The organism is Streptomyces sp. NPDC024698, from assembly GCF_055559015.1.
The window spans coordinates 923932-943015 of sequence record NZ_JBVHLK010000001.1; the positions used below are offsets into that span (position 1 = coordinate 923932).

13 protein-coding genes and 1 tRNA gene are annotated in these 19084 nt (G+C 72.9%); 2 read left to right on the forward strand and 12 right to left on the reverse strand.

Annotated elements, in window-relative coordinates:
- Window positions 1-16: 16 nt before the first annotated feature.
- The gene (locus ACZ4AA_RS04010) at window positions 17-1558 is read right to left on the reverse strand and encodes an MFS transporter (protein ID WP_467594787.1); all 1542 of its coding nucleotides are present in this window, start codon (window positions 1556-1558) and stop codon (window positions 17-19) included.
- 215 nt (window positions 1559-1773) lie between these two features.
- Here ACZ4AA_RS04010 and ACZ4AA_RS04015 point away from each other — a divergent pair.
- A tRNA-Cys gene (locus ACZ4AA_RS04015) sits at window positions 1774-1848 on the forward strand.
- An 86-nt stretch (window positions 1849-1934) separates the two neighbouring features.
- Here ACZ4AA_RS04015 and ACZ4AA_RS04020 read toward each other — a convergent pair.
- The 8 genes from ACZ4AA_RS04020 to ACZ4AA_RS04055 form a co-directional block, all read right to left on the reverse strand.
- On the reverse strand, window positions 1935-3101 hold the full coding sequence (locus ACZ4AA_RS04020) for an SUKH-4 family immunity protein (RefSeq protein ID WP_467594790.1): 1167 nt from the start codon (window positions 3099-3101) through the stop codon (window positions 1935-1937).
- A 167-nt stretch (window positions 3102-3268) separates the two neighbouring features.
- Window positions 3269-3454: a hypothetical protein gene (locus ACZ4AA_RS04025; protein ID WP_467594793.1), complete on the reverse strand. Its 186-nt coding sequence runs from the start codon at window positions 3452-3454 to the stop codon at window positions 3269-3271.
- Window positions 3451-5757, reverse strand: coding sequence for a xanthine dehydrogenase family protein molybdopterin-binding subunit (locus tag ACZ4AA_RS04030; RefSeq protein ID WP_467594796.1), 2307 nt, complete (start codon window positions 5755-5757; stop codon window positions 3451-3453). The genes ACZ4AA_RS04025 and ACZ4AA_RS04030 overlap by 4 nt, the downstream gene beginning before the upstream one ends.
- Window positions 5754-7205, reverse strand: coding sequence for a (2Fe-2S)-binding protein (locus ACZ4AA_RS04035; protein ID WP_467594799.1), 1452 nt, complete (start codon window positions 7203-7205; stop codon window positions 5754-5756). Before ACZ4AA_RS04035 ends, ACZ4AA_RS04030 begins: the two co-directional genes overlap by 4 nt.
- Complete coding sequence (locus ACZ4AA_RS04040) at window positions 7202-8095, reverse strand: FAD binding domain-containing protein (RefSeq protein ID WP_467594802.1); 894 nt, start codon at window positions 8093-8095, stop codon at window positions 7202-7204. Before ACZ4AA_RS04040 ends, ACZ4AA_RS04035 begins: the two co-directional genes overlap by 4 nt.
- Before the next feature lie 280 nt (window positions 8096-8375).
- Complete coding sequence (locus tag ACZ4AA_RS04045; RefSeq protein ID WP_467594805.1) at window positions 8376-10034, reverse strand: beta-N-acetylhexosaminidase; 1659 nt, start codon at window positions 10032-10034, stop codon at window positions 8376-8378.
- A 1099-nt stretch (window positions 10035-11133) separates the two neighbouring features.
- Complete coding sequence (locus tag ACZ4AA_RS04050; protein WP_103554931.1) at window positions 11134-11430, reverse strand: DUF3039 domain-containing protein; 297 nt, start codon at window positions 11428-11430, stop codon at window positions 11134-11136.
- A gap of 86 nt (window positions 11431-11516) precedes the next feature.
- Window positions 11517-12089 (reverse strand): YqgE/AlgH family protein, encoded by a 573-nt coding sequence (locus tag ACZ4AA_RS04055; protein WP_467594809.1) that lies wholly within the window; start codon window positions 12087-12089, stop codon window positions 11517-11519.
- A gap of 280 nt (window positions 12090-12369) precedes the next feature.
- Between ACZ4AA_RS04055 and murA the strand changes: the two genes are divergently transcribed.
- Window positions 12370-13710, forward strand: a complete 1341-nt coding sequence (gene murA / locus ACZ4AA_RS04060; RefSeq protein WP_339129611.1) for a UDP-N-acetylglucosamine 1-carboxyvinyltransferase — start codon at window positions 12370-12372, stop codon at window positions 13708-13710.
- 296 nt (window positions 13711-14006) lie between these two features.
- Here murA and ACZ4AA_RS04065 read toward each other — a convergent pair whose 3' ends face one another.
- The 3 genes from ACZ4AA_RS04065 to ACZ4AA_RS04075 all read right to left on the reverse strand — a co-directional run bounded on the left by ACZ4AA_RS04065 (window position 14007) and on the right by ACZ4AA_RS04075 (window position 19059).
- On the reverse strand, window positions 14007-14288 hold the full coding sequence (locus ACZ4AA_RS04065) for an HU family DNA-binding protein (protein WP_037619258.1): 282 nt from the start codon (window positions 14286-14288) through the stop codon (window positions 14007-14009).
- Between the two features lie 374 nt (window positions 14289-14662).
- Window positions 14663-16096 carry an NAD-dependent malic enzyme gene (locus ACZ4AA_RS04070; protein WP_467594813.1) on the reverse strand — a complete coding sequence of 478 codons (1434 nt, stop codon included), beginning with the start codon at window positions 16094-16096 and terminating at the stop codon, window positions 14663-14665.
- A 572-nt stretch (window positions 16097-16668) separates the two neighbouring features.
- On the reverse strand, window positions 16669-19059 hold the full coding sequence (locus ACZ4AA_RS04075) for a HelD family protein (RefSeq protein ID WP_467594816.1): 2391 nt from the start codon (window positions 19057-19059) through the stop codon (window positions 16669-16671).
- Between the last annotated feature and the right edge of the window lie 25 nt (window positions 19060-19084).

Consider the following 19084-nt stretch of genomic DNA (forward strand, 5'->3'; position numbering starts at 1 on the left):
GTGGATGGGACTGAGCTCACACCGTCCCGGAGGGCCCCTTCGGGCCTCTGGCGACCACATGTCCGGGGGCTGGAATTCCCCGGAGCCGGGTCGTGACCCACGCTCCCAGCAGGGCCACCCCGGCCATCGGCAGGAACACCGCGGCGAAGGCCGCCGGGTGTGAGGCGGAGGCGCCGGACGCCGTCGCGGTGGCCGTACCGGCGACCGTGCCGCCGCCCAGGGCCGCGAAGGCGGCTCCGCCGACGGCGAGCAGCAGGACGTTCGCGAGGGCGTCGGAGATCTGGAGGGCGGCCGAGTTGGCGCCGGCCTCCTCGGGGGCCGAGAGCTGGAGCAGCAGCACGCTGGTCGAGGCGATCACCAGGCCCATCCCGAAGCAGCCGAAGGCCCAGGCGACGGCGACGGTCCACACCGGCACGGCGGGGATCAGCACGCTGGGCGCGGCGGCGACGGTCGCGGCGACCAGCAGCATGCCGAGGAACATCAGGCGCTCCCGGTACGGCTCCACGCGGGGCCGCGCCTGCACCCAGGAGCCCAGCGCCCAGGTCCCGCCGCCGGCCGCGAGGGAGAGCCCGGCGAGCGTCGGCGACAGCCCCCGTTGGGTGACGAGCATCAGCGGTACGAAGGACTCCGCGGCGATGAAGGCGCCGGCGGAGACCCCGCGCAGCAGCACCACGGACGGCAGCCCGCGGGCCGCCCGGCAGGTGCCGCGGGGCAGCAGCCCGCGCACGGCCGGAACGAGCAGGGCGGCACCGGCCGCTGCGGGTACGAGGGAGAGCGGGCGCAGGTCCTGTGCGGCGTACTGGAGCAGCCCCGCGCCCAGCGCGATCGCGAGGGCGAGCCGGATGCGCCGCCGGTCCAGCGGCGCGCGGTCGCCCGCCGTGGCGGGCCCGGAGGCCCGGCGGCGTATCTGCGGCAGCGCGAGCGCGAGCGGTACGCCGACCAGCGCGGGGATCCCGATGAAGACCCAGCGCCAGCCGAGGTGCTCGGTGACGGCGCCGGCGGCGAGCGGTCCGACCACGGAGGGCACCACCCAGGCCGCCGCGAACGCGGCCATGATCGCGGGGCGCAGCCGCTGCGGATAGGCCCGTCCGACGACGACGTACAACGCGACGATGACGAGCCCGCCGCCGAGCCCCTGGACGGCCCGCCCGAGGATGAACGTCCACATGCCGCCGGCCGTCCCGGACAGCAGCAGCCCCGCGGCGAACGCGCCGATGCCGGTGGCCAGGGAGGTCAGCGGTCCGTCGCGGTCGGACCACTGTCCGGCGAGCACCATGCCGAACAGGCTCGTCGTGAAGTAGCCGGAGAACGCGAACGCGTACAGGGCGACCCCGTCGAGGTCCCGTGCGGCGACGGGCATCGCCGTCCCCACGGCCGTCGCCTCGAACGCGATGACCAGGACCACGGACACGATCCCGATGGTGAGGGCGCGATGGGCCCGGCCCAGCACCCCGCCGTCCTCACCGCCGCCCGTGCCGCCGCCGTCGCCGTCGCCGCCGTCAGCGGTCCCGTTCCGGGACGGAGCCGTCGTGACCTCACCCGTTTCCCCTGCTGTCATGCAGGTCAGCGTAAGGTGCGCACCTTTCCTTGACTCCTGTCGGTGGTCGGTGATCAAGCGGTCCTTTGGACCTAGGACCTCCCTGTCCCGGCCTTCGTGAACGGCGTGTGGCAGTCGCGTTGCAGCCGCCCCCGAACCCTTGAGACCGCTCCCCCGCGCCGCCTACGGTCGACCCATCAGGTTCGGAACGAGTGAGCCGTGCCGCACCTGAGAACGGCCGTGTGCCCGAGTGGTTCAGGGGCTCGATTGCAAATCGAGTTACGTGGGTTCGATTCCCGCCACGGCCTCCACGCAGGGGTCGGCCGTCCCGGTTTCGGGGCGGCCTTTCTGCGTTTCCCCGTGGCCGCCGGACGGTCGGCCGGACGGCCCCGGCCCGTTACGCGTACAGCATGCCGACCGAGCGGTCCTCGAATATCTCCGGCCAGTGGCGGCGGCCGTCGTCGCCGGGGAGGGCCGGGGTCCGGTCGCAGGCGGCGGGGTCGACCGTGGCCAGGGTCTGGGTCAGGGTGGCGGCGAGCTGTTCGTAGGAGTCGCTGAGGTGGTGGGCCGCGTCGACGGTCTTCTCACGGTGGAGCAGCCAGAGGGTGAACGCCAGCGTGGAGATGTCCGCGTTGAGCGGGCGCAGGGTGAGGTCGGGCTCGCTCCAGGCGAGCACGGCGCCCGTGGTGCCGTCCAGGACCAGGCTCGTGTCCTCCAGGAGGTGGCCCAGGCGTATGAGACGGTCGGCGCCGGCCGGGAGCAGGCCGGCGGAGAACTCCTCGGGGCGCTCGTCCGCGTAGTACTCGACGAGGGCCGGGAGCGGCACCTCGGTGTCCAGCTGGAAGAGGAAGCCGTCCTCGGGCAGGCCCGACTCCCGCAGGAAGCGGCGGGTCGGCTCGTGGGTCAGGGCGGGCGGGAAGTCGACGTCCTCGAAGCGCATGATCCCGCCCGCTCCGAACTCCTCGTCGAGCAGCCGCTTCGACAGCCCGAGGACGAGCCCCTCGCCGGGTCCGGCGATCCGCGCGAGGGGGCGGATCAGGGCGGCCATGCGCCAGTAGGGAGCCACGTCCGCGCCCGCGGCGTCCTCGAAGACGGCACTCAGCCGGTCCGACGTCTGCGCGACCGCCTTCGGGCCGAACGGGCCGGGAAGGCCCCGGGACAGGGTCAGTTCCTCGGTGGCCGCGGCGAAGCTCAGCAGGGCGTCCAGGGAGGGCGCCAGGGGCGCGAGGTCCAGCCGGGCGGGGTGCTGCGGGACGTACGCCGAGGAGACCTCGCCCGTCGTCCCGTCCAGCAGGATCGACTCCAGGTCCCGGTCGAGGCTGCGCAGCGCCCCTATGACGAGCCGGTCGCGCAGTTCCCCGGCGAGTTTGTCGGCGTCGCCCGCCAGGTCGGCGACGGTGCGCAGGCCGTGCTCCCGCAGGGCGCCGAAGCCGAGCAGCGCGCCGTCGCGGGGCAGTCCGGGGCCGGTGAGCCGGTCCCGGGTGGCCGCGTGCGTGACGAACGGATCCAGCTCGTCGCCGGTCAGTGTGATCGCGCCTTTGACATCGGTGTCAGTCGTACTCATGGCTCCCCCGCGCATGTGAACGCTCCGTGCTTCCCCCGTGGGGGAACGGCCGGTCGTGCCACGGCAGTTCCCCATCGCTCCAGAACGATACGCCGACCCACTGACAACGCCGAAGGGGCGCGGGAAGAAGACGCGCACGCGAGCAAGACGGCCGGGGTGCGGGCCCGTCAGGTGAAGTACACGCCGCCCAGGACGACGACCACGGCCGCCAGCACGAACACCAGCACCCAGACCAGCAGCTTGCCCACGCTGGGCGGGGGTTCGTAGCGCGGCTGCCCGGCATCGGCGCTGGGGACGGCGGGGTCGAGGCCGTCCTGCGCGGGTTCGCCGGCCACCGGCTCCGGCGCGCTCACGAGGCCGTCACCACGGCCGCCTGGGGGCGGATGGGCAGACGGTTGACCGGCCGGCCGGTGGCCGCCCGTACGGCGGACGCGATGGCCGCGGGCGAGGTGACCACCGGCACGGCGCTGGCCGCCTTGGCGCCGAAGGGCGCGACGACGTCGCGCTCCTCGACCAGCTTGACGATGTGGATGTCGGGCGCGTCCAGGGCGGTCGGCAGGGCGTAGCCGGTGAGATCCGGGTGCCGGACCACGCCGCGGTTGGTCCGCAGGTTCTCGGTCAGCGCGGCGCCCACCCCCTGGGTGACGCCCGCCTCGATGCGGGTTCTGAGCTGTGCCGGGTTGAGGATCCGGCCGACGTCCTGGGCGAGCGCCAGCTCGACGACCCGTACCGAGCCCAGTTCGATGTCGACGTCCACCACCGCGCGGATGGCGCAGAACGCGAGGCCCACGAAGGCGTCGCCCTGGCCGGCCTCGTCCAGCGGTTCGGTCGGGTGCGGGCGGCACTGCGCGGTCGCCCACAGCTCCTTGCCGTCCATCGCCTCGGTGACGGTGGTCGACAGCACCCCGTCGTACGAGGTGATCTTGCCGTCGGTGATCTGGAGCAGTTCGGTGGACATGCCGAACTTGTGCGCCAGGGGCTGGAGCAGCTGGGTGCGGACCATCTTGGCCGCGCGTTCGACCGCTCCGCCGGACACCCAGGTGTGCCGGCCACGGCAGCTGGGGCCGGCCGGGGGCTGGTCGGTGTCGACGGGGGCCACGTGCACCTCGTCGATGCCGAGGGTCTCCTGGACGATCTGCCGGGCCAGCGTGGTGAAGCCCTGGCCGGTCTCCACGGCCGCGCAGAGCACGGTGGCGACGCCGTCGTGGACCTTCACGGTGGCCGTCGAGACCTCGTCGGCGCCCTCGGCGCCGAGCATGTGCACCATGCCGAGTCCGTAGCCGACGCCACGGCGTACGGCGCCGGGTTCGCCCGCGCCCTCGGGGCCGCCGGGCAGCAGCCACTCGTCCTCGGGCGTGTCCTTGGGCAGGGCGGGCAGCGGGTAGTCGCGCACGGCCTGGAGCAGTTCGGCGACGGGCGCGGGGCAGGTCACCGTCTGGCCGGTCGGCAGGACGTCGCCGGTGGCCATGACGTTGCGCAGGCGCAGTTCGGCGGGGTCGACGCCGAGCTTCTTGGCGAGCTTGTCCATCTGGGCCTCGTAGGCGGCGCAGACCTGGAGGGCGCCCTCGCCGCGCACATGGCCCGAGGGCGGGTTGTTGGTGCGCACGGCCCAGCCCTCGATGAAGGCGTTCGGGACGACGTACGGGCCGCAGGCGAAGGAGACCGCGGCGGCCAGCGACTCGCCCGAGGTGTCGGCGTAGGCGCCCGCGTCGAGCAGGATCTGCGCCTCGACCTTGACGAGGTTGCCCTCGGCGTCGGCGTGGTGGCGGTAGCGCAGCAGGGTCGGATGCCGGTGGGCGTGGCCGAGGAAGGACTCCTCGCGCGTGGTGGTGAGTTTCACCGGGCAGCCGGTCGCCAGGGCGAGGAGGCCGAGCGCGAGCTGGAAGCCCTGGTCCTCGCGGTCGGCGGTGGCTCCGGGGACGCCGGTGACGACGACCTTCACGCGCGCGGGTTCGAGGCCGTAGCAGGCGGCGGCGGCGTCGCGGTCGCTGTGGGGGTCGGTGGAGGCGATGTAGAGCTCGACGCCGCCGTCGGGGCGGGGCACGGCGAGTCCGGCCTCGGCTCCGATGGGGGCGGGGTCCTGGCGGCCGATGCGGTACAGGCCCTCGACGACGACCTCGCCGACCGCGTCCGGGTCGCCGTGGCTGAGCGGGATGTGCCGGATCAGGTTGCCGTCGGGGTGCAGTGCCTCGGCCTCGAAGGCGTGCTCCGGGTCGGTGACCGGTTCGAGTACCTCGTACTCGACGATGACGGCGGCGGCGGCCATCCGCGCGGTGTCGGGGTGGTCGGCGGCGACGGCCGCGATGGGCTCGCCGTGGTGGCGTACGACGTCGGAGGCGAACACCGGGCGGTCGGCTCTGCCGCGGCCGTGCAGCGGGGTGCCGGGCACGTCCTCGTGGGTGATGACGGCGCGTACGCCGGGCATCTCGCGCGCGTGGCTGGTGTCGATGGACAGGATGCGGGCGTGCGGGTGGGGCGAGCGCAGGACGGCGGCCCACAGCAGGCCCTCGGCCCACAGGTCGGCGGCGTACGGGAACGTGCCCTCGGTCTTGGCGCGGTCCTCGGCGGCGGGCAGCGAGACGCCGAGCCCGTGCGGCAGGGGCTCGGGGCCCGCCTCGGGCGCCGCAGGTGTCGCCGTCGCGGCTTGGTTGGTCACGCCTGGCCTCCGTCCTGGCCGTACGGCTGGTCGTGCTGTGCCGGTACACCGTAGGCGGCGCCGTCCTCGTAGGCGGAGGGGTGGACGCCGCCGGCGCCGGGGCCGGCCTGGTGCGGGATACGGGCCTCGTCGGGCTCGGGGGCGGCCTCGGCAGCGGCGGCGGAGTGCGCCTCGCGTTCGGCGACGACCTCGCGCACCGCGTCCAGGACACCGCGGTAGCCCGAGCAGCGGCACAGGTTGCCGCACAGGGCCTGACGGGTCTCCAGCTCGGTCGGCGCGGGGTTGCCCTCCAGCAGGTCGTGCAGGGTCATCGCCATGCCGGGGACGCAGAAGCCGCACTGCACGGCGCCGCACTTGGCCAGCGCGCGCTGGACGTCGGAGGGCTGTCCGTCGGCGGCCAGGCCCTCGACGGTGCGTACGTCGCTGCCGGCCGCGGTGACGCCGGGCACCAGGCAGGACGCCACGAGCCGGCCGTCCACCTGGACGTTGCAGGCGCCGCACTCGCCCTGCGAGCAGCCGTCCTTGGCGCCCGCGAGGCCGAGCCGCTCGCGCAGCACGTAGAGCAGCGACTCGCCGATCCAGGCGTCGGTGACCGGCCGGTCGGCGCCGTTGACGCGCAGGACGTAGGAGGCGAGGGGGTGGTCGTCGGGCCCGGCCGGGGTCAGGAGCTCCGCGTCGGAGCTCTCCTCGTCCGTCGCGGTGGCCTCGTGGGCCGGATCCGGCTCGGACACCTCGCGGGTCTCCGCCGTCACCGGTTCGGGGTCGGCCGCGAACTCGGGTGCCTCGTGAGCGGGCTGTACGGGGTACTGGGCGGCCTGCGCGGGCGTTTCGACCCCAGGAGCCCCCGCGAGTCCGGCGGGGGCCTCAGCGGTCGCTTCGTGGACGTCGGCGGTCCAGGGCTGTCCGATCTCGCCGGCCCATGGCGCGGCCGCGCCGCCGGGGAGCGTGGGAGGCGGCGTGCCGCCCCACTGCTCGACCAGCGCGGACGTGGTGAACTCGCCCGATTCGTCCGGGAGGTCGCCTCCGGCCACCGGGATCGACCACTGGCCGGTCACGTCGTGCCCGGGGCCCTGCCCTTGGCCGTGCCCGGCGCCGTCGTCGAACTGCCACTGTCCGGTGGACCCGGGCGTGTACGTGAACCGGTCGTCGTGACCGCCCTGGCCCGGCCGGCCGGGGTCGCCTTCCTGCCAGCGACCGGTGCCGCCCTGTCCTGCCCAGGTTCCGCCCCGGTCCGGGTCCGCGGGCTCGGGCGGGGCGGGGGTGATCTGCGGGGGCACATAGCCGTGTCCGGGCGCGGCGAGGGGCTCCCGGGCGGCGAGGAGGGCCTCGATGCCTCCCTCGGGGAGCTTGACGAAGGCGGTGGCGCCGTCGTCGTAGTCGCCCTGCGGCAGCGGGTCCCAGCGGCTCCCTCCGCGCGCGGCGCCCTCTTCGTGCTGGTCGTCGGTCACGACAGTGCCCTTCCAAGTGCTCGTCGGGCCAGCGCGGCTACGGTGCGCCGCAGATGCAGTACGGCGGGCGGGAGCGGTGTCAGGGTGCCGTCCTCGGCGGGGACGGGGTCCGGGATGCAGGCCGCGGCCACGTACTCGCCGAACGCGTGCAGCGCCTCGGGGACGATCGCGCGGCTGTTGTCCCAGTCGATCAGCTGGGCCACCCAGGCCTCGGCGTCCAGGGGGCGCAGCGGCATCGGCGCTATGGCGCCGACGGCGCAGCGCACACCGCGCCGGGCCGGGTCGAGGACGACCGCGACCGAGGCGATGGCGCGTCCGGGTCCGGTGCGTCCTGTGGCCTTCAGGAAGACCTGCGGGGCGTGCAGCAGCGGCACGCGCACATAGCCGATGAGCTCTCCGCCGCGGAGCATGTCCACGCCGGCGAGCAGGTGCGACACGGGGATCTCGCGGCGGGCTCCGCCCGGCCCCGCGATGATCAGCGTGGCCTCCAGGGCGGCCAGTACGGGCAGCGCGTCCCCGGTGGGGGCGGCCGAGGCGATGTTGCCACCGAGGGTGCCGGCGTTGCGGATCTGCGGCGGTCCCGCCGCCCGTGCGGCGGCCGCGAGCGCCGGGATGAGCGCGGCGAAGTCGGGGCGGCCCATGCGGGCGTGCGTGAGGCCGGCGCCGAGCAGCGCGTGGCCGTCCTGGTACTGCCAGCCCCGGATCTCGGTGATCCGGCCGAGGCCGACGAGCGCGGCCGGCCTCAGCTGTCCGGAGTTGACCGCGGCCATCAGATCCGTGCCGCCCGCGACCGGAACGGCCGTGGGCATGGCGGACAGCGCCGCCACCGCCTCGTCCAGCGAGACGGGCAGCGTCACGGCCTGCGCCGTCCGCGGTGCGTGCGTGGTCAAACCGGTTGCCCCTTCCCGCTGCCCCACCTGGTCCCACCTGTGCTGCCGTACGGTACGTGCTGACAGGGCGGACGTGGCAACTCTGGCACATCTTCCCGGCCCCTCGACGCGGGGGTCCGCTAGGAGGCATTCGCCCGCCTCACCAGGGAGATGGACCGTTTTCGCACGGCATCGGCGCCGGCGGCCCATTGTCACTCTTCGGTGACCCTTGGGGGCCTTTTTCCTTGTGGTGCAACGACTCCGGGGCATCCGCCCCGGAGCCGGGGGACCGTGAGCGGTCTCACACGTTCGGGGGCGCCCCCTCGATCGGGCGTCCGAGCACGCCGGGCCGCCGCTGCCAGGGCCTCGGGCCCGAGGGTGCCCGGTAGGCCACGCCGAGGGCGTCGAGCCGCCCGTAGTGGGCGTCCATCCGCCGCTCGAAGCCGGCGAAGTCCCGTTCCGCGGGGGCCGGCAGACGGCTCCAGGCGACCTCGGCGAAGGCGGCGAGCCTCGGGAAGGCCTGGTAGTCCACGCGCGCGGGGTCCTCCATCACCTCGGTCCACACGTTGGCCTGGGTGCCCAGCACGTGCCGCGCCTCGGCCTCGGTGAGCTGCGGTGGAACCGGCTCGAAGCGGTAGACGTCCTCAAGGGTGCGCACGTAGGCGATCGGCACCGGCTCGTCCTCGCCCGCGGCCTGACGGTAGTCCAGGTACACATGCTGCTCGGGGCACATGACGACGTCGTGGCCCGCGCGCGCGGCCGTGACGCCGCCCTGGTAGCCGCGCCACGACGACACCGCGGCGCCCGGCGCGAGTCCGCCCTCCAGGATCTCGTCCCAGCCGATCAGCCGACGTCCGCGCGCGGACAGCCAGTTGTCGAAGTGCCGGATGAACCAGGCCTGGAGCCCGTCCTCGTCGGCGAGTCCGAGTTCCCCGATGCGCGCCTGGGCCGTGGCCGACTCCTTCCACTGGTCCTTGGCGCACTCGTCGCCGCCGATGTGGAAGAAGCCGGAGAACTCCGGGAAGCGGCCGGGATCCGCCGGGAACAGGTCGAGGAGTTCCTCGAAGACCCCCTCGTAGAAGCGCAGGGTGTTGTCAGTGGGGGCGAGTACGTTTTTGGAGACGCCCCAGTTGTCCCAGACGGTCAGGGAGGTCGTGTCGATGACATCGGTGTTGCCCAGTTCCGGATACGCGGCGATGGCGGCCTGCGAGTGCCCGGGGATGTCGATTTCGGGGACGACGGCGATATGCCGCTGGGCCGCGTAGGCGACGATCTCGCGGATGTCGTCCTGGGTGTAGAAGCCTCCGTGCGGCTTCTCCTCCCACAGCGGTGAGGCCCGGTGGCCGAATTTGCTGCGCGCCCGCCAGGAACCGATCTCCGTCAGCTTCGGGTAGCGATTGATCTGGACACGCCACCCCTGATCGTCGGTGAGATGGAAGTGGAAGACGTTGAGTTTGTGCGCGGCCAGCAGATCGAGGTAGCGCAGGACGCCTTCCTTGGGCATGAAGTGCCGGGAGACATCGAGCATCAGGCCGCGCCAGCGGAATCGGGGCGCGTCCTCGACGATCCCGTGCTCGATTTCGTACGCCGTCCGCGGACGGACCGGGGCGCGGCGGAAAGCGTCGGGGCCCAGCAGTTGACGCAGTGTCTGGGCACCCCAGAAGACGCCGGCCGCGTCACCGCCGCGGATCTCGACGCCGTCGTCGCCGACCTGGAGCCGGTAGGCCTCCGGCCCCAGGGTGTCGTCGAGGAGCAGGCGTACGGCGCGCGGGGCGTCCCTCGGCCCAGGTCGCAGCGGTAGTCCGAGTGCGGCGCCGAGTGTCGCGCCGAGCCAGCGGGCGGTGCCTTCCGTGCCGGGCGCGGCCCACAGGACGGTGTCCGCGTCCAGCGTGAACTGCCCCCCGCCGGCGCCTTCGACGGCGAGGGGGGCGGGAATCAGGCCCGTATCCATCATGTCCATCCGTCCTTCAGTCCTTTGCCGCCGCCGGGGCCGGAGACGGGTCGCTGGGGGTTCGCGTACGAACGAGACCGGCGGGTGAATGGCCGTCACCCGGGACGCGGTGCGCATACCGTCCGGTCGGGCTCCCCGGTTCACGCCGGGGAGCGGGGATTTCCGCGCGGACCGCGCGCGGCGGTGACGGGGAGAAGGGACTCCGGAACGGGAAACCCTTCCTCGTGGGCGGGCGCGGGAAAACGTCCCGGCGGCCGCGATCCGGAGGAACACGGAGGGGAAAGGGAGCGGCCGGGGATATCGCGCGCCACGCGCTCCGCCGGGTTCACGGACGCCTTCCGCGCGTCCGCGACGGCCTCGGCGGAACCGCGGCGCGGCACGGCCGGGAAGGGCGGCGGGGAACGCCGTGCGCGGTGGGGTCGGCGAACCGGCCCTGTTCGGCCGGTCCGAAGTCCCGCCCGCGGGGAAGAGGGGTTTGCCGGAGCCCCGACGCACATCGACGGGACGGCCGCGAACTCGATCGGCGAGGCCGTCCGGAATCGGAACCGGAATCGTCCCGGTGCCCCCGCCCGGAGATATCCGGTGAGCGCGACGACGAGCCCGGCGGGGTCCGCCGCGAGAAGGTGTCCGAGGAACCGGCGGACGAATTCCCGCCGCCCCGGGGCGCGCGGAAATGCCCGCGGACGGGCCACGACCCCAGCCCGGTCCGGAGCACCGCGGGCCACGACCCCAGCCCGGTCCGGAGCACGGCGGGCCATGAGGCCTCGGCGTCGCACGGCGCGGGGGACGTCACCGTTCGGGGCGCGGCGGTTCGGGGGCGCGGGGCTTCACCGGTGTCCTCCAGGCAGGGCGCGTTGCGGTGTGCGCAATGGCGGTTTCGCATCGCACAACACCCTGGAGGCTAAGGAGTGCGCGAGCCCGGCCACAAGAGGTCTACACCAGTCTGTGATCACGGAACACCGCGAACATCGCCCCCGCCTCGCACGAGCCGGCCCCTGCCCGGCACGCGACACGGCCGCGGCGCCCCCGTCGGGGGTGTCGCGGCCGTGGTTCGGTCGAAAGCGGTGTCCGGCTTCGGGAAGCGGGTGTCAGCTCCGGGAAGCCGGTGTCACTTCTTGTCGCCGCCCTTGCCCTGGTCGCCGCCGGCGCCCATGGACTCGAAGATCTCCTTGCACATGGGACACACGGGATACTTCTTCGGATCACGGCCCGGCACCCACACCTTGCCGCACAGCGCCACCACGGGCGTGCCGTCCAGCGCGCTCGCCATGATCTTGTCCTTCTGGACGTAATGGGCGAAGCGCTCGTGGTCCCCGTCGCCGTGCGACACCTGCGGCGTCGGCTCTACGAGGGTCCCCGTCCCCGTGCCTCGCTGGGGCTGGGTCTCAGGCTCAAGAGTGCTCATGAACCCAAGGGTACTGGGGCTCGGACCCATCAGTTGAGGGAAGGGTCGCGTGCTGCGGACGGAGGGCGCGGGCGCCGGTGGGCCGGTCAGTTGAGGGAGGGGTCGTCCGGGTACGTGGCCACCATCGCCAGCTCGCTGCGCTGGCGGCGCAGGACCTCGCGCCACAGGCGTTCCGGCGCCGGGGAGGAGACGTCACCGGGTTCGGACTCGACGACGTACCAGGCGCCGTCGATCAGTTCGTTCTCCAGCTGGCCCGGTCCCCAGCCCGCGTACCCGGCGAAGATGCGCAGGGAGCCCAGCGCGGAGGCGAGCAGCTCCGGCGGCGCCTCCAGATCCACCAGACCGATCGCGCCGTGCACCCGTCGCCAGCCGAGCGGCGCGCGCTCCCCCGCCGTGCCGCCCGGGATGACCGCCACCCCCAGCGCGGAGTCCAGCGAGACCGGGCCGCCCTGGAAGACGACACCCGGCTCCCCGGCCAGACCGGCCCAGTTCTCCAGGATGTCGCCGACACCGACCGGGGTCGGGCGGTTGAGGACGACACCGAGGGAGCCCTCCTCGTCGTGGTCGAGGAGCAGCACCACCGCACGGTCGAAGTTCGGGTCCGCCAGGGCGGGCGTGGCCACGAGCAGCCGCCCTGTGAGCGAGGACACCTCGGTCATGCCAGACATGATCCCGCACATTCCCTTCATGTGGGGAGCCAATACGCGTACGGGAGTGAATGCAGCTCAGGGCGCAACGAAGCGTTGCCCGCGCACACACGCGGCGGTGACCCCGTGTACGCGGCGCGGAACGGTTCGTGTTGTGGCCAAGCCATGACCCAGCTGAGTCCTCCTCGGGCTTACTGCACCGGGGTGGGTGGCCATTACCCTTGCTGTTCGGCTCCCGTACGACCGGCCTGCCGACGACCCACCGTGCCCAACTCATCGGAACGCGAGATACATGACCGTCAACGACGATGTCCTGCTTGTCCATGGCGGAACCCCGCTTGAGGGCGAGATCCGTGTCCGCGGTGCGAAGAACCTCGTACCGAAGGCCATGGTCGCCGCCCTGCTGGGCAGCGGGCCGAGCCGGCTGCGCAATGTCCCCGACATCCGCGACGTACGTGTCGTACGCGGGCTGCTCCAGTTGCACGGTGTGACCGTCCGTCCGGGTGAGGAGCCCGGTGAGCTGATCCTGGACCCCTCGCACGTCGAGAGCGCGAACGTCGCCGACATCGACGCGCACGCGGGTTCCTCGCGCATCCCGATCCTCTTCTGCGGCCCGCTGCTCCACCGGCTGGGCCACGCCTTCATCCCGGGCCTCGGCGGCTGCGACATCGGCGGCCGGCCGATCGACTTCCACTTCGAGGTGCTGCGGCAGTTCGGCGCGAAGATCGAGAAGCGGGAGGACGGCCAGTACCTGGAGGCCCCGCAGCGGCTGCGCGGCACCAAGATCCAGCTGCCGTACCCGTCCGTGGGCGCGACCGAGCAGGTGCTGCTGACCGCGGTCCTCGCGGAGGGTGTCACGGAGCTCTCGAACGCGGCCGTGGAGCCGGAGATCGAGGACCTGATCTGCGTCCTTCAGAAGATGGGCGCCATCATCGCGATGGACACCGACCGGACGATCCGCATCACCGGTGTGGACTCGCTCGGCGGCTACACCCACGCGGCCCTCCCGGACCGTCTGGAGGCCGCCTCCTGGGCGTCCGCGGCGCTGGCGACCGAGGGCAACATCTACGTCCGCGGCGCCCAGCAGCGCTCGATGATGACGTTCCTGAACACCTATCGCAAGGTGGGCGGTGCCTTCGAGATCGACGACGAGGGCATCCGCTTCTGGCACCCGGGCTCGCAGCTCAAGTCCATCGCGCTGGAGACGGACGTCCACCCCGGCTTCCAGACGGACTGGCAGCAGCCGCTGGTCGTGGCCCTGACGCAGGCCACCGGCCTGTCGATCATCCACGAGACGGTGTACGAGTCCCGGCTGGGCTTCACGTCCGCGCTGAACCAGATGGGCGCGCACATCCAGCTCTACCGCGAGTGCCTCGGCGGCTCCGTCTGCCGCTTCGGCCAGCGCAACTTCCTGCACTCCGCGGTCGTTTCGGGCCCGACGAAGCTTCAGGGCGCCGACCTGGTCATCCCCGACCTGCGCGGCGGCTTCTCGTACCTGATCGCGGCGCTGGCGGCGCAGGGCACGTCCCGCGTCCACGGCATCGACCTGATCAACCGCGGCTACGAGAACTTCATGGACAAGCTGATCGCTCTCGGCGCGAAGGTCGAACTGCCGGGCAAGGCCCTCGGCTAGCACCGGTCTCTCCGCCCCGGCCGGCCGCTTTCCGGCTGGGGGTCCGGGGGTTATCCCCCGGATGGGCACAGCATGGACAAGCTGATCGCTCTCGGCGCGAAGGTCGAACTGCCGGGCAAGGCCCTCGGCTAGCACCGGTCTCTCCGCCCCGGCCGGCCGCTAACGGCCTCTCCGCGGCGGATGCGTCCGTGTACGACGATGGGGCGGCCCCCCTGAAAGGGGCCGCCCCATTGGCGTTGCTGGGCCTTGTACGGGTCCCGCGTCCCGCGTCCGAGGGATCCGTACCGGCGCCCGGGCTAGTTGCCCTTGGCGGCTTCCTTGAGCTTGCTGCCCGCGGAGACCTTCACGCTGAAGCCGGCCGGGATCTGGATCGGGTCGCCGGTCTGCGGGTTGCGCGCGGTGCGAGCGGCACGGTGGGTGCGCTCGAAGGTCAGGAAGCCGGGGATGGTCACCTTCTCGTCGCCCTTGGCGACGATCTCGCCGACGGTCTCGGCGAAAGCGGCCAGAACGGCGTCGGCGTCCTTGCGGGTCACCTCGGCACGGTCGGCCAGCGCGGCCACCAGCTCACTGCGGTTCATGTTGTTACTCCCGTGTTCTTCTTGCTGTTGAGGCGTGCCACGCGGCGGAGCCGCATATCGGGCACAGTGAAGCCGATGCTGCCAGGGTCCTCGGTCGGCTCCCGGACCCGGGTCCGTGGCCAGACCGTCGCGCCCGAAGACGCATCCTGCCCCCACCTGCGGCGGGAAAGCCAATCCGGCACCCCTGGGAGTCACACGAACACCCTTGGGGGTCACACGAAGAGGCCCCTGCGAGGCCTGAGCCTGGCCGCCACCCTAGAGGCGGCCACAGGCCCCGCGTTCCGCGACGCGCCGGGTTCCGGGCGGTCGTGGCGCCCGTCACAGACGGGAGGACGGCCGGTACGGCACGGGCGTGCGGCCCGGCTCGGCCCGTACTACGCGCTCGTGTTGGCCGCGTCCGCCGCCCCCGCCGCCTTCGCCGCGTCGCGCACCGCTCCGGCGACCGCGCCCGCGACCTTGTCGTTGAAGACGCTGGGGATGATGTAGTTCGGGTTGAGCTCGTCCTCGGTCACCACGCTCGCGAGAGCGGCCGCGGCAGCCAGCATCATGTCCGTGTTGACGGTACGCGACTGGGCGTCCAGGAGGCCACGGAAGACACCCGGGAACACCAGGACGTTGTTGATCTGGTTGGGGAAGTCGGAGCGGCCGGTGGCCACAACTGCCGCGGTCTGGCGGGCGATTGCCGGGTCGACCTCGGGGTCGGGGTTCGCGAGCGCGAACACGATGGAGTTCTCGGCCATCGAGGCCACGTCGTCGCCGTCGATCACGTTCGGGGCGGAGACACCGATGAACACGTCGGCGCCCTGCACCGCCTCCTTCAACGTGCCCGTGAGGCCTTCGAGGTTGGTGTTGTCGGCGATCCAGCGCAGCGGCGAGTCGGGGGCGGCGTCGACGAGGTCGCCCCGGCCCGCGTGCACGACGCCGTGAATGTCGGCGACGACGGCGTTCTTCACCCCCGCGGCGATCAGCAGCTTGAGGATGGCCGTACCGGCCGCTCCCGCTCCGGACATGACGACCCTGATGTCGCCGATGGCCTTGCCCGCGACGCGAAGTGCGTTGGTCAGGGCGGCGAGGACGACGATGGCCGTGCCGTGCTGGTCGTCGTGGAAGACGGGGATGTCGAGGGCCTCGCGCAGCCGGGCCTCGATCTCGAAGCAGCGCGGCGCGGAGATGTCCTCCAGGTTGATGCCCGCGAAGCCGGGGGCGATCGCCTTGACGATCTCGACGATCGCGTCGGTGTCCTGGGTGTCCAGGCACAGCGGCCAGGCGTCGATGCCGGCGAAGCGCTTGAAGAGGGCCGCCTTGCCCTCCATGACGGGCAGCGCGGCCATGGGGCCGATGTTGCCGAGGCCGAGCACCGCGGAGCCGTCCGTCACGACCGCAACGGAATTGCGCTTGATGGTGAGGCGGCGGGCGTCCTCGGGGTTCTCGGCGATCGCCATGCACACCCGGGCCACACCCGGGGTGTAGATCATGGAGAGGTCGTCACGGTTGCGGATCGGGTGCTTGGACTGCATCTCGATCTTGCCGCCGAGGTGCATGAGGAACGTGCGGTCCGAGACCTTACCGAGGGTCACGCCCTCGATGCGCCGGAGCTGCTCGACGATCTCGTCCGCGTGCGAGGTGGAGCTCGCCGCGATGGTGACGTCGATCCGCAGCTTCTCGTGGCCGGACGCGGTCACGTCGAGGCCGGTCACCGAGCCTCCGCTGGACTCCACGGCCGTCGTGAGCTGGGAGACCGCGGTTCCGCTCGCGGGCACCTCCAGCCGGACCGTCATCGAGTAGGAGACGCTGGGCGCCGTTGCCATGGCCGACTTCCTCTGCTTTTCACCGTGTCACTGCTTGTGCCGTCCGATCGTCGCACCTACCCCTGAGTACGCGGTAGTCGCCCCGGATTGCGAACGTTTTGTTCACCGGTGGTGCCAGTTTCGGAAAACGGATTCCACTCTACGACAGTGGTCGGGTGACGAAAGAGGCCCACGTCACGGGTGACGTGGGCCTCTTCGGGTCCCTCGGTGAGGGACGACGTTCAATGACACCGACCCGCCATGCTCGCCTCGCGGCAAGTGGTCGCTCGTAGCGACGAAGGTTGGGCCCGGGGGCTTGGATCGGGCCGGTGTCACGTCAAAGGTAACAAAGGATTCCCGTAGAGCAATTCCCGTCCCGGGAGTTCTTTTCGGCCGGGACGGGACGAGGGGCGGGCTAAGGCCGCGGCCACGGCCCGGACGGGGCCGCAGCCGGGCCGGGAGCGCCCGGCACCCCCCTGCCCCGACGGAGCCGGCGCCCCTGGGCCGGACGGGCGACGCGAGGCGCGTCGGTCTCCCGGCCGAGCCGGGGCGTCGGTCCTACGGAACGCCCGGGGACCCCGTCCGCCGGGGCGTCAGTCCCGCAGGAGGTCGGGGACCCCGGCCGCGTCGGGTTCGTCGCGCCCGCTGGAGACGACGGTCAGCTGCTGCGTGGCCCGGGTCAGGGCGACGTACAGCACTCGCAGCCCGGCGGGCGACTCGTCGGCGATCTCCGCGGGCGAGACGACCACCGTCGCGTCGTACTCCAGGCCCTTGGCCTCCAGGCTTCCCAGGGCCACCACACGGTCCCCGAGCCCGGCGAGCCAGCGGGCGGCCTCCTCGCGCCGGTTCATGGCGACGACGACGCCCACGGTGCCGTCGACCCGGTCGAGGAGGTGGGCGGCCTCGGCGCGCACGGTCTGCGCCAGGGAGTCCCGTACGACCGCGAACCGGGGCTCGACGCCCGTGGACCGTACGGCGGACGGGGACTCGGAGCCCGGCATGGCGAGCGCGAGGACCTTGGCGGCCAGCTCGGCGATCTCCGCCGGGTTGCGGTAGTTGACCGTGAGGGTGAAGCGGCGCCGGGGGCGGGTGCCGAGCGCCTCGTCCCTGGCCTCCGCCGCCTCGTCCGGGTCGGACCAGGAGGACTGGGCCGGGTCGCCCACGACCGTCCAGGTGGCGTGCCGTCCGCGCCGGCCGACCATCCGCCACTGCATGGGCGTGAGGTCCTGCGCCTCGTCGACGATGACGTGCGCGTACTCGGTCCGCTCCTCGGCCAGCCGCTCCGCGCGCTCGCGCTGCGTCTCCTCGCGGTGGGGCATGAGCTCCTCAAGACCGGTGAGGTGGTCCAGCGGGTCCAGGTCGCGGCGCTTCCTGGGCCGGGCCGGCGCCCCGACGATCGCCTCCAGCTCGTCGAGCATGGCCACGTCGTGCACGGAGAACCCCTCCCGCTTGAGCGAGCGGGCCACCCGGCGGACCTCTCCGGGGTTGAGGATGCGGCGCGCCCAGCGCCCGAGGCGCCGCTCGTCGGTCATGGCGGCCAGCACCCCGCGCGGGGTCAGCTCCGGCCACCAGGCGTCCAGGAAGGCCAGGAAGCTGTCCTCGGAGGTGACGTCCTCGTCGAAGGAGGACCGCAGCTCGGCGGCCAGCTCCGGGTCCGCGTGCCGGGTCCCGGCGCCCGACTTCGCCCACAGCGCGTCCAGCAGCAGCCTGCGGGCCCGCGGGCGCAGCAGGTTGACCGGCGCGGTCCCGCCGAGCGCGTTGTGCTTGATGCGGTCCAGTTCGGCGGACTCCAGTTCCAGCCGGCGCCCGAAGGCCACGACCCGCAGCCGGGTGGGCGTGCCGGCGGGGGCCGTGTCGGGCTCGCCGAGGGCGAGCTGCCCGGAGGCGCCGCCGGCGGGTGCGGCCGGGGTCTCCAGCGCCCCGCGGGCCGCCTTCCGCAGCACCTTCAGCATCCGGTACGAGCCCTTGGCGCGGGCCACCGCCGGGGAGTCGTACAGCGTGGCGGCCACGCCGTCGACGAGCGAGCCGATCGCGCGGATCGCGACCTGGCCCTCCTCGCCGAGCGAGGGCAGCACGCCCTCGGTGTAGGCGACGAGCAGCGGGGTCGGGGAGACGATCAGGATGCCGCCCGCGTACCGGCGGCGGTCCTGGTAGAGGAGGTAGGCGGCCCGGTGCAGGGCGACGGCCGTCTTGCCGGTGCCGGGGCCGCCCTCGACATAGGTCACGGACGCGGCGGGCGCCCGGATCACCAGGTCCTGCTCGGCCTGGATGGAGGCCACGATGTCCCGCATGGTGTGACTGCGGGCCTGCCCGAGCGCGGCCATGAGCGCGCCGTCGCCGATGACGGGCAGCTCGTGGCCGTCGAGGGAGGCCTTCACCTGCGGGCGCATGAGGTCGTCCTCGACCCCGAGGACCCTGCGGCCCTTGGAGCGGATGACCCGGCGGCGCACGACCCGGCCGGGGTCGACCGGGGTGGAGCGGTAGAACGGGGCGGCCGCCGGGGCCCGCCAATCGATCACCAGCGGGGCGTACTCGGCGTCCAGGACGCCGATACGGCCGATGTGGAGCGTTTCCGCGATGTCGGCGGTGTTGTCCTCGCGGACCGTCCCCTCGGCGGGCTCCACGGCCGTGTAGGCGCCGTCGGGCCCCTTCACGCCGTCCTTGCCGCGGAGCAGGTCGATCCGGCCGAAGAGGAAGTCCTCGAACTCGTTGTTGAGACGGTTCAGGTGGATTCCCGCGCGGAACACCTGGGCGTCGCGCTCCGCGAGCGCCCCCGGCGTACCGACGTGACCGCGCTGGGCGGCGTCGTGCATGAGGAACTCGGCCTCGTGGATCTTCTCCTCGAGGCGCCGGTAGACCCGGTCGAGATGTTCCTGTTCGACGGCGATCTCACGGTCCCGTACGGAGTCGTCCTTGACGGATTCGTCCGGGACCGATGTGCGGACCGAGCCGAGCGCGGTTTCCTGCTGAGCCTGAGCGGCCACCGGGCGCCCCCTTCTGACGTGCTGG